Below are 12,853 nucleotides of genomic sequence, written 5' to 3'. Positions count from 1 at the left end.
TTTGGGGCTTTTCCAAAGTGACCCGCTGTAAGAGCGGAACCATAGGCAGCCGTTACCGCAGCAACGGATATGTACTCATTCCAACTCCAACAAATGGTCGACCCAAAGGCCGCCATCGGGAGCAAGTCGAATCGTCGCACCCACAGTTTTAACCGAGGCCCCCCACAATACCGCTCGGCTATAAGCTCGCCACCCTTCTGCTTCCCCAAAAAAATGGGGCGATCACTGATCGCCCCGAACGGTACATCGAGAGGTCCTTCTAAAGTTCTACAAACTGATCTGCTTACGCTCCTCATCCGTCAACCGCGCCCGCGCCTGTTCACTCAGCGGCCCCGCGCCCAACACCTGCACCGGGCTGTCGGGGTTGTAGCCCGAGGTTTTCCGAGGTTCCGGTTCACGCGGCAACGGCTCGGTGCCCAGGCTCAGCACCTCCACGGTCATGATCGACGGCCGGCCCTGTTTGGCCGCCGCCTGCTGGCTGCGCGCCGCGTTTTCTGCGGCCTGGGACGCCGCCGCTCCCGCCGCGCTGGCCGAGCTCATGGCCCCGGTGTTGACGGCGGCCGACACCGGCACCCCGGACGACTTGCCCTGGGTCTGGATGTTCGCCGCGTTCACCACCCGCAAGGCGGCGATGTTGACGTTACCCGACACCCGAATCCCCGCCTCCCCCGCATCGATGGTGCCCATCGGCGCGATCAGGTCGATATCCCCCGCCGGCACTTCCGGGATCGGATTCAGCGTGGCGATCCCCGCACCGGTGCTCGGTACCGATGGCGACAGGCTCACGTTGCCCCAGTTGTCATAGACGCGCTTGGGCGGCGTGTACACCACGGTGGTCTTGGAGCCGCGCCCGGCGTTGATGTCGCCCTCGCTGGTCCAGGCCATGATCGAGCCGCCGAAGGTGGTCATGATGCGGCTCTGGCCGAGCAGGATGCTGCCCAGGGAGTACAGCTGGATATCTCCCGAACCCTGGGTGATCAGACCCGCTGTCGACGGCGGTGCCGCGCCTTCGATGCCGAAGGTCTGGCTACCGCCCAGGGTGAGCATCTGGATCGAGCCACCGGCATTGGTGTGTACGCCCGAGCCGTTGAACAGTGTGATGTCGCCTTGGTAGGTGATCGCGTTACCGGCCACGTCCTTGTCCGGGAACAGCGCCGCAATCGCCGCGCGACCGCGCAGGTAACTGCCCTGGCGCACGCTGCCGTCCTGGTTGTACTCGCGGCCGGCGGCCTTGAGTTCGGCGAAGTACACGTCGCGGGCAAATATCCGTTGCTGCTCGGCGGGCAGCGCCGCGTAGTAGGCGCGGGCCTGCTCGCTGTCGCCGACAAAACCGAAGCGCTCGGCGAGCCAGGCAACCAGTTCGTTTTCGTACGTCTTGGCGACCTTGGCCCCCTGCAACGACTCGCCCGCTTGTGCCTGGTTGACAGGGTTCAGGTAGCGCTCGACAAAACGCTGGTAATCCGGCCCGTTGGCGCCGACACCGGCCTGCATCACGATACTCGCGCCGGGCCGGCTATCGCCTGGCAATACCCCACCGAGGCTGGTCACGCTGTACTCGCCCGCAGGTCCCGTCATCAGGATATTGCGGCCTGCCGACACGTCCAGCAGGCCAGGCCCGGCCACCTCGAAGTTGCTGTAGAGAATGTCGCGACCGGCCGACACGATGGAGATATCGTTGGCGTTTTTGTGCAGGAACAGATTATTGCTCGAAGGCGCGTCCGTCCTGTCCACACCAAAACTACGCCCACTGCTGACGATATCCCGTCCGGCCATCATCCGGACCGGGCCATTCCCTTCATACCAGGTCTCGCCCTCATGCAGGGATCCAGGGTCACTGCTGAACGTGATTATCCGACCACTGCTCACCCCGACCAGGTCCCCGTCTATCGCATAAAAACGCGCCGGCTCAGCACTGCCAGCGGATGACGCGGCTGCCGTGCCGGAACCGAACGCCAACAGCGACAGGCTGACCAGGCTACCCGTGGGCGGCAGGTTGCTGACCACTACAGCATTGCCAATACGGGCCTGGTACGCAGGGTTCCAAGGGGTTGCCATCGCACTCGGCGCCGCCCCGGACTGGCTCACGGCCATGCCACCGGCGTAGATCGAGCCCTGGGCGAGGAACTGCAACTGGCCGGCCGGCCCGGGAGCCAACATCAGGGGGTCTGTGTAGTTGAGGTCAGAGTTCTCCTGCGCACGGGCCGCTTTACCGTAATACAGACTGCCGCCGGCCGCCGTTGCCCTGACGATTGACGGGTAGGCCACAGCCAGGTCAGCCGGCGTGTCGGGCAGGCTGACGGGGGTCAGGTTACCGCCCAAGGAAAACAGATCAATAGCCGTGTCCTTGGTCCACAGGGTAAACCAACTGCTGCCGGTGCCGAGGGTGGTGCCTTGTGCAAAAGGCGAAGAATGGCTAACCGGCACCCGGCCCGGGTCTTCGACGGTTTTCACCACCTGGTCACCCAGGGTCTGCATGTTGAACGTGGCGTCACCCGGCACCAGGGTCAGCCCACCGCGCGCCACGCCACGGGTCGAGACCAGCGGGTCGAAGGCACGGGTCTCGCCCGGGCTCTGTTCGGTAGAGGTTGCCCCGTACAGCAAATCGACGCTGCCTACACTGGCGCTGCGCAACTGCACATCACCGCGAAGATTGACCAGCATGCCGTCACGATGGTCCGCATTGGCAACGACAACACTGGCAGGGTTCATGCTGCCACCGATGCGCACCCGCAGATCGCCCCCACCGGTCACTTGCAGGCTGCCATCGCTGGCGACCCTGCCCGTGCTGCCCACTGCCAGGACCAGGCCTTGGCTATGGGGGTTTACGGCATCGTTCCCGAAGCCATAACCCAGGGTGTTCAAGACCCCGGCGTCGCCGCCGACATTGACAGCCAGGTCGCCACCGCCCAGGGTGCCGAAGCCGGTGAAACCGAGCATTTTGTCCGCGCCTGCAGCCGCTGCGGTGTAACTGCCGAAATTGATCCACCAGGCGCTCGGTTGAGCCTGGCCACCCGTCGCCACATCGCTGCTGCCCTGGCGCCATAGCCAGTTGCCGATTGCCGCCGAATCGAACCCGAGATCCTTGGGGTTGGGTCGCCCGATGTTGCTCTGGGCGATGCTGGTGATATCACCGGTCAAGTCACCCCCGGTATTAATCGTCAGATTGCCCCCGGCCTCTGGATACCAGGCCCGGTACAAGCTCGTGGACGAGCCGTTGACGAACTGCTCGAACAGGCTGCCAGGATCACCCAGCACGGTGGCCCCCTGCTTCGCCTTGGGCTGATTGTAGGGGTCGCCCTGGAAGGTGCCGGCAGAAGACGTACCGGCGGTGTACACCCCATACAACGAGTCCATGCTCAGGTTGCCCGCGCTCAGCAACTCCAGATCGCCGGTCCCGGTGCGGATCACGCTCAAGCGCGTGCTTGCCGGTGCAGCGGCGTATTCCTGCGGGTTTTTCATCTGGCAATACGTGGGGCTCGCGCACAGTTGCTCCACGGTAATTTGACTGAAACTGAACGCCAGCGCCTCGGTGACCTCGTCCCCCGCCTTTACGATGATGCCCTTCCTCGCGAATCGAGCGACTGCCGCCGGAGTGAATATGTAAGCACCCGTGGTCTTGCAGAATTGCGGGGATGCACCGCAGAAATCATCGATTGAGCCCTTATCGAGGCCGTCGAGCACACGCTGGTCGATCGGATCACCGGCCTTGACGGTCACCCCGACGCCCGCCAGGTAGGTGACCCCGGCAGCCGTCCAGGTTTCCACGCCACGGGGTGGTAATGCCTTGGCGAACATGCCGTAGTGAGTGTCCGCCAGATGCAGGTCGCCGCTGCGCGGGTGCGCTTGCAGGATGCGACTGTCCGCAGCCTCGGTATCGGCGCCCGCGACCAGGCGCAGCGACCACGACTGGGTGCCTTCGGCAAGCATCGGCGAGATCGCCCAAAGCTGCCCGGCCGCACCGGCGCGCAACGCCACCGACTGGACCCCGGCAGGCAACTTGACATCCGTGCCGGCAGGGATCAACGCACCTTTGGGCAAGACCTTGAGGCCATCGAGCAGCACAATGTTAGTGGTCAGGCCTGCCTGGTCCACGCTTGGCAGCGGTACGCCCTTTGGCCAGGTCATGCCTTGCAGCACGGTACCCTCGGTCAACAGCGTACCGGCGCCCAGTTGCGTACCCGCCACCAAGGTCTGCGCCTCGCCGAGCAAGGTACCGGCGGCAAACAACAGAGTGCCGCCGGCATCGCGCACATCGGCGGCGACGACGCTGCCCGCAGGCAATACCAGGTCCTGGCCCAACGTCGCGGCCACTGGCAAACGCGTATTGGCGGCGACGGTCAGGCCCTTGATCGGCAGGTCATAGTTAAGGGTCGCGCCGGCCGGGAAGGCGGTGCCGTCGGCCAGGGTCACGCCGTTGCCAGGCACCACCACCGTGCCGCCACGGTAATCGATACCCGGCAACAGCACCCAGCCCTTGTCATCGGCAGACGCCGGCGGCGGTGCGAAGCCGTCGTTGATGCTGCCATAGATATTCAGGTCCCCCCCGGCGCGCAGGGTCAGGCTGCCGGATTCACCCGAACCGTAGACGGCATTATCCTGCTGGCTATGGGGGTTGAGGCTGGCGTAACGGTAGCGGGACAGGTCCACGTCGCCCTGCACGACCAGGTCGCCGTCCGCCGTCTTGCTGACGATTTCCACGCCAGGGCGCAGGTGGAAAGCATCGGCGTAAGTGGCGTTGTTCAATCCGGCGAGTTTGTTTTGCAGCAGGTTGCTGTTCTGCAACGCAGCCTTGATAAAGGCGTCGCTCAAGGCGTGCTTGCCATCCAGGTAACCCTGGGTGATTTCCTGATACGGCTTGCCGCTGGCGGTAGGGTCGGTTTTTTCGGGAGCGTCGTCGTAGGTGATCATGCCGTTGAGCGCAATCGAACGCGCACCTTGGATAGTCAACTGCCCACGGGCGTCGATGGCGATGTCATTGCCACCCACTCGCGGCGCGTTGAGCTCCAGCGTACCGCGGCTGCGCCCGTCATTGCCGGTCGCAGCAGTACCGTGACGCAGGTCGATACGTGCCCCCTCGGCGAGGGTCAGTTGGCCGTCACCGGAGCCAAGCACCACCATGGCGCGGTTGGGCGAGTCGATGATCTTGCCGTAGCTGTCCACCCGCAGTTTGCTGCCATGGGCGTCGAGCACCGCCGTGCCGTCGAGGGTCAGGCCGTGCTTGCCGGCCAGGTTGATGCTGCCGACCCGCTCACCGCTGGCGTCCACCAGGCCGTTCACGCGCAGGCTGCCGTTATCCATGGACACGCTGATGGTGCCGGCCTTGAGCCCGTTGCCGATGGTCAAGTCGCCCTGCTTGAGCTGGAAGCTGCGGGCACCGAAGACCGCGCCCTGGTTGAGGCGCTGGTTAAGGTCGGCGAACTGCTGGTCCAGGGAACCGCTGCCGCCCAGGTGCTGGGCCTGGAGTTCCACGGTAGCGGCCTGGTAGGGCATCGAGGTGCCGCCAGCCGCGTAATAACCGCTGCTGCTGCCAAGGATCCTGCCTTGCAGGTCGACGGTCCCGGCCGCCGCATCCGTGGCCACGGCCCGCAATTTACCCGCCTGGTTGTGCTGGGCCGACAGGTCGATGGTCGAGCCCGCCGCCTGGCGGATATTGCCGCTGCGGCTGTCCAGTAACACATCGCCGCCCCAGCCGTATTGGGTCACATCGTTGAAGGCAATGGCGCGGCCGGCCACGTCGATCAAGGCGTCATCGGTCAAGACCACATCGCCCCTGGCGCTGAGGCTGACCTTGCCGCTGGGCAACACCACCGCACCGGCCACACGAATGCTGTCGCCTTGCAGGGACAGCTCGGCCCCCTGGCCGTTGGCCGTGCCACGGGGGCCTGCCGACGCGCCGATATCAATCGCACCGCCGGCTTTGATCGTGTTCACCGAGCCGGCCTCACCGGTCATCAGCGGTGTACGGATCGTCAGGTTGCCGCCGCTGTACTGGAAGCCGTTGACCGGGTCATACGCGCCCTGGCGCTGGTACACCGACAGGCTGCCCTTGTGGTTGGCGGTGATGCGTTCGCTGGCGTTGAGGTTGACGTTGGCGAACCCCAAGGCCAGGCGGTCGAAAAGCTTCACCTTGCTCGGCTGGCCGAACTCGCCGTAGCCGAATTCGATACGCTCGGCGTTGATGTCCAGGCGTCCGCTGCCGGTGCCCGCGCCGCCCGTCACCACCGCGCCAGGGGCGTTGGTGGCGCCCAGCCAGATCAGGTTGGCGGTGTGGATCGTCGCCACATCGTTGGCCGCCCCGGCGCCATACATCGCCGGGGTGGACAGCATCAGGTTGTTCAGCAGTGATTTTCCGGTGACGGGGTCATAGGTGTCCAGGGACGTGGTGCCGTAGAAATTGAAACTGTCACGGGCCGACAGTTGCAGGGTTTCCAGGGCCGGCGCGCCGAATTGCGTGTCACCGCGCAGCAGGCGGTCGAGCAGCGCCTGGGTCAGGGTCAGGCCGGCCGGCACGCGGTTTCCGGCAGCGGCGAGGGCTTCGGCGCTGCCCAGGTTGATGGTGCTGACACCCAGGTTGAGGTGACGCGTGCCATAGCGCACCTGGTCGCCCAGCTGGAAGGTACTGTTGGTCAGCGCCACGATGCTGCCATCGGAGTACAGGCCGGTCTGGCCGCTGCACGTGCCGCCGTCGCAGGCGCCGATGTTAATCCCGCCGCTGACCCCGTCTGGCGACGGCGCACTGACCACATTGAGCAGCCCATTGGACACCGCCAGCATGTTGGCAACCCGATAGATAAACCCGTCACGTGCGTCGTAACTGGCCTTGCCGCGGCCCAGGGTGTTGATCGAGGCGCCCTGCTCCACCACAATTGCGCCGGTGTCGCTCACCAGAAAAACTTCAGGGGCCGCCAGTGTTGCCCCTTCGCGCAGCGTCACCGTGCTGTTGGCACCATTCGCGCCGGATGCCAGGTTGATAAAGTTCCCGGACTGGCCGTACTCCACCACCGTCATACCGCCCACCACCAGCCGCGATGCACCCAAGGCATTGAGGGTGTCGGCCTTGAGCGTGATGCCGGCGAAGTCTGCAGTGGCGGACTTGCCCGCGCCGACCACTTCGATACCCTGCCGGGTTGGGTCCAGCACTGCCACCGTACCGCCGTAGCCGCCTGGGGCGGCATCGAAACGGCCGATGCCCTCGAACGAGAAGGCATCCGCACCCGCACCAGGGCGCAGCGACAGTTTCAAGGTTTTGGCGTCGGCTTCCAGCATCGGCCGGGGCACGCCGATCCGGGCTGCATCGGCCCTGGCAAACTGGGCGTAGCTGGTTTCGTTGTATTGGGAATAACGGCGCAGGGTATCGGCCGAGGTCAGGATCAATTGGCTGGCGACGCTGTTGCTGATCCCCGTGTGGGCAATCGACAGCTGCCCCGAGGTGGCCCACGAGCCATTGCGCATCAGCGTGGTCGCACCATCGCCGCCAAGCCCGGCCAGCCCATTGATTTCGACGCGGAAGGCCCCCGGCATCAGGGCGTAGGTCGACGGCATCAGGGTGTAGGTGCCCGCCGGTAACCCCGGCACACCAGCGCCGATGGTGATCTGCTGGCCGATCAACGGCGCCACGGCACCGCCCTCCGCCGCCACCGGCGCCGCGCCTGGCTGTACCCCGGGCACAATCGCATAGATCGGGTTAGTGGACAGGCCCGGCAGCACAAACCCGCCGTTGGCGCCGAACTGCACCAGCGGGTTGTAGCGCGCATCGGTGGAACCGCCGCGCCCGGAAATGAAGCCGGCGCCCAGCAGTTCGCCACCGCCGGAGAGGTCCAGCGTGGCATCCGGCTGCACGGCGACGGTGGTACCGCCCAGAATGACGCCGACGCTCAAGTCGCTGTTCAGGTTGGCCACCCCGCCCTGGCCGATAAACGTGACCTTTTGACCGTTGTAGCGGTACTCCTGGCCATCCAGCGTGCCGCCATAGGGCAGCACCAGCCCCTTGCCACTGACCGAGGTGATACTGCCCGGCAACAGTTGCACCAGGTTACTGCCCATGCTGCCGATATCGATCAGCCCCAGCGGCGCCCGCACCACACCGCCCTGGCGAACCGTGGCGGCGCCCAGTTGCAGGCGGCCGAACGCCGAATAGGGAATGGCGGCGTCGGCCGTGCCGGTACGGCCAATGGTCAACGTACGCAACGGGTCGAACAGGATATCGTTGATACCTGCCTCACCCAGGTAGCCCGCGATCACCCGCGCGCCGACCTGTGTGCCGGGGTACAACTGCGCCGCGCGCAAGGTCATGTCGCCCTGGGTCAGCAATTGGGTGCTGATACCCAGGGCGACTCCGTTCTCATTGGCCCCTGCCAGAAACCGCAGGTCACCCTCGCTGGTCAGGTTGACCTGGTCAAACCCACGCCGTTCCATATCCAGCAGGCTGCCATCCGCCTGGCGCAGGCTACCCTTGACGCCAAACAGCACGCTGCCGCGCACATCGATCAGGCTAGCGCGGGCGTTGAACTGAGCGGCGGTTTCACGCTGGGACGGGACAGGCAGCACAATCGCCGGACGCACATAGCCGTCCCGGCCTGGCGTGTTGACGCCAGCCAGCAATAGATACGGTGCAGCCAGGTTGACCCGGGTGTTGTCAGCGGCATTTTCACTGAGGCCGAAGGCCGTACCGAACAGCCGCAGACTCTGGCCCAGCGTCAGCGAAACATCGCCATCGGCACTGATGAGCCCGTTGCTCATCAAGGCCAGGTTGTCAAAACCGCCCGCGCTGACCTGGTCCACTCCCAGACGCCCATGGCCGTACTCCAGGCTGCCGGCAGCCTCCTGCGGCGTACCCGCCAGGTCGTGGCGCTGGTGCGTCTGGCTGATCAGCAATTCACGGCCTTTGAGCACCTGATCAACCACGGTATTAAGTGTGTAGAGCGGGCTGTCCAATGCGACCGCGAGACTGCCGCCCGCAGCGCCGGCGCCCCCCGCCCTGGCGACAAAGCTGCCGTCCAGGTACAGGCCGTTATTGGACGCCAGGCTGATACTCCCGCCATTGCTGGCCTGGCGCACCATGCCCTGCCCTGGAACATTCAGCAGGGCCTCGGTGCCGGAGGCGTCCAGGCGCGCACCTTCACGCACCACCACAAACACGTCACTGGCCGTGGCCACCCCGGTCTGCAGATCGAGCGTGCCGCCGATAGTGATGGTACCGCCGTCGCGGACCAGGCCATACGCGCGGCCAAGGTTGTCAACCGCCGTGGCAGCACGCGCTGCGACATCGATCAGCGCATGTTCGCCAACCCAGATGGAGCGACCATGGCCAGCCGCATTCACATCCTCGGCAGACCCAGCCTTGATGCCCCCCAGGGTCACGCTGCCACCCCAGGCGTTCAGCGTGCCGTCCATGTTCAATTGGCCAACGCTGCGCAGGCTGATGGCCTGGCCGGGGTCGACATTGATGACCGCGCCCTGGCCCACCGTCAGGGCAGTGGTTGCCAGTTGTTCGGCGGTGGAGTCGACGTAGCCCGCGTTCAGGCTCAAGCCGGCGCCACGGCGCTGGGTCAGCAGGCTCCTGGTCGGATCTTCCTGATAGAGCATGGGCGTCCAGCGCTCCAACGCACTGGCCGGATCGCTGCCGGTGGCGATCGACGACGCCTGTGCGCCCAACCGATACACCGGGACCGTGACATCGACTTGGGTACCGTCGGTGACGATCAAGCCCTCGTTGCCGGTGATGTCGTAGGCCGAAAAACCTTTATTGAAGAAGTCAGCGGCCAGTTTCAGGGTGTCGGCATCCGCCGCAAGGGGGCTGTCGCCGATCTGCACCTTGCGCGCCTGCAACGCCAGGGTGCCGCCGCCGGTGACGCCATAGCCGCGCACCTCGCCGTCCAGCCCCAGGGCGCCGAGCGCGCCCAGGGTCACGTTGCCGCCCTTGCCGCCGGTGAGCCGGCCATCCACGCCGAGGGTGCCGCCGGAAGAGGCGTCCACCACGCTGCCGGCCATCAGGTGCACGTTGCCCGTGCTGCGCAGCGACACATTGCCACCGTTCACATAGGCCACGCCGGTGCTGTTGGCCGCGTCCAGCAGCAGGTTATTCCAGCGCCCGCTGGCATCCAGCTTGACCCCGGCGGCGACCGTCACACTGCCGTCGCCCGGCAGGATCGTGTCCTCGACAGCGCCGTCCTTGGTCGGATCGACCTGGCTGAGGATGTTCCCGGCCTGGAGGCTGCCACCGTGGGCCGTCAGGTTGGCATTGATGGTGACGCCTGGCCCGAGCAGGGTGATAGCACCACCGTCCGCCACGTTGAGTGCACCGTTGACGCTGACCTGCTGGTTGGCGGCGACCTTGATTGCGCCCAACTGGAAACCGTTGAGCTGGTCACTGTCGAGCACGATCTGGCCTTGGCGATCCGCTGGCAGCGCCGTCGTGAGGTCCAGGCCATCGGCGATTTTCTGTGTATTGCTGTCGATCAGCACCTGCTCGGTGCTGCCGGTCAGCGCATAGCGCAGGGTGCCGGTGGTCTTGTTGTAGACCGGCGTGTAGCCGCCAATGATCAACTGCGCGCGCTGGGCCATGGCCTTCTGCGACTGCTGGTAACCGTCAAGGTTGATGTTCGGCGCCTGGGTCTGGCGATCACCCTGGAACACACCGCTGACCACCTGGCCTTCCAGCACCGCACTGGTGGTGCCGACCACCAGCTTGCCGGCATCGCGGCCCACGGTATAACCGTTCTCGTAACGGCGCTGCTTGGCGATCATCGGGTTGTAGTAGAAATCGGTCTGGCCCCAGCGCTTGCTGGTGTCTTCGTAGCCCTTATAGAGCCCGGAATAGAGAATGTCGCCGGGCGCGTTGGACAGCTCATACAAACGCCCGTCCGGGCCCTTGAGCCAGGTCTGCTGGATATACCCGGCCTGCACATCCACGGTGCCGCCCGACAGGTTGATCTGCGCACCCTTTTGAGTCACCACGTCCTGGCCGGTAAAGGTCACGGTACCGCCCTGGGCCATCCACTCACCCACCGAGTGGCCCTGGGTGCCGAGGTAACCGCCAACCTCCAGCAAGCCGCCGGCGGTGTACCAGCGGTCCGTGGCATAGCCGCTGGTACCGGCCGGCACAAACACCAGTTCGCGCAGGTCGACCCACACATCGTTGTTGATCAGCTTCCCGTCTTCACGGTTGACCGGTGCGTCGCGTTGCTCGTTGCCCTGTACGTTGATCTTGATGTTGTTGGCTTCCATCGACACCTTGACGCCCACCGCGCCGGACACGTCGATCATCGCCCCATCGCGCACCAGGCTGCGCCCGCCCGCGCTGACCGCGACCTGGCCACCGGTGGCCAGGGTGATCGAGCCTTTCTGGAAGTCCACGGTGCCGCCGCTGACGATCTCGATACGCGACTGGTCGGTACGATCGGCCACGGCGCTCAAGTGGTTGAATTGCTCGGTGATCAGGTTGGCGGGCTTGCCATCGAACGAAGTCAGGCCATTGTTTTTCTGGGAATTGAGGGCGCTGCTGCCGCTGGCGTCCAGCAGGATCGCGGTGGTGCTGCCCTCGCCCAGGGTGACGCTGCCGGTGGTGTCACTGGCCGCGTTGAGCAAGTGGAGGGTGCCGCGCGTATCCACCGAGGTACTGGTCAGGGCCACACCGTTTTGCTGGACCTGGTGGCCGGTCAGGGTGATGTCGCCGGTGGAGGCCATGATCAGGCCGCTGTTGGTGACCTTGCCCGCGGTGCTGTCGGCGTTGAGGGCCGTCGCGACTTCATTGCCACGGGTGGTGGAACGCTCGTTGCCGGCGGTGCCGACGCCTTTGCGGATATAGAAGCTGTCGCCGGCCGCCAGGGTCGTCTGGCCTTTGGCAGTGATGAGCGTACCGGCGTTTTCAACCTCGGTGCCGAGCAGCAAGGCATAGCCGCCGGCATCGGTGGACGTGGCGGCGTTGTGGGTCTGGATCAGCGCGCCGCGTTGCACCTCGACCTTGCCTGCCGCGTCGGTGAAGGTCGGTTGCGTACCGGTGGTATCGACGTAGAGGCCACGCTGGGTGAACTGCTCATCGGTGATGTTCGCCGCCGCTGCCACCAGGTTGCGCACATTGACCTGGCTGGTGCCGCTGAACACCACGCCGTTGCGGTTCATGATCATCACCGTGCCGGCGCCGTTGATCTGGCCCTGGATCTCGCTGGGCCGGGCATCGGGGTCGTTGACGCGGTTGAGCACGGCCCAGTTGGATTGCTGTTGGAAGTCCACCGTGGTGTTGCGGCCGACGTTGAAGGTCTCCCAGTTGAGGATCGCCTTGTCGGCGGTCTGCTCGATGCTCACCGTGGTCTTGCCGCCGGCCTGGGTCTGGCTCGGAGCCTTGGCGTTGGTCCAGCCCTGGGTCAGGCTGTTGTCCACCTGCAAGCCGCCCTTGCCCAAGCCATCGGGAATCGTCGACACCTGGCCGAACGCAGCCTGGCGCCCCGCCGCTTGCGCGGCCTGTTGCGCGGCAATCGCCGCGACACTGGTATTCAGCGTGCTGATGGAGCGTGCCAACTGCTGGTTGACCCGTGCCTGCTGGTTCAGCGTCGGAACCCCTGGCACCTGCCCGGCACTGAGCCGCGCCGCCGTCGCCGCCTGGGTCGCGCCCTTGTCGGCAAACCAACTGGAACTGAACGCCGTAGCCGCATGGGCATTGCCCGCCACCATCAACAGGGCGATGGCCTGGGCCAGTGGCTTGAGGCGCAGGATCGTCTCTTGGGCTTTCAGGTTAACCGGTGATTTGCAGCGGACCATCGGGGATCTTCCTTCTTTGTTATCACGCAGGGAGCAAGGCACGCTCACGTATGAGGGTTAGGCGGTTGGCGAGGGGCGCGACTGAACTTCTGTCATG

General features: G+C 65.3%; 1 protein-coding gene. It reads right to left on the bottom strand.

What is annotated here, in order from left to right:
• Positions 1-267: 267 nt before the first annotated feature.
• Positions 268-12,756 carry a filamentous hemagglutinin family protein gene (locus tag AC07OP_RS19770; RefSeq protein WP_495102226.1) on the bottom strand — a complete coding sequence of 4,163 codons (12,489 nt, stop codon included), beginning with the start codon at positions 12,754-12,756 and terminating at the stop codon, positions 268-270.
• Positions 12,757-12,853: the final 97 nt, after the last annotated feature.

Source organism: Pseudomonas sp. GW821-FHT09D08, from assembly GCF_059416305.1.
Note: the sequence above shows the minus strand (reverse complement) of the source record. Positions and strands in the feature narration are given on the sequence as shown.

Coding starts and splice junctions, on each gene's coding strand:
- AC07OP_RS19770 (WP_495102226.1), bottom strand. CDS start 12,756: ATGGTCCGCTGCAAATCACCGGTTAACCTGAAAGCCCAAGAGACGATC.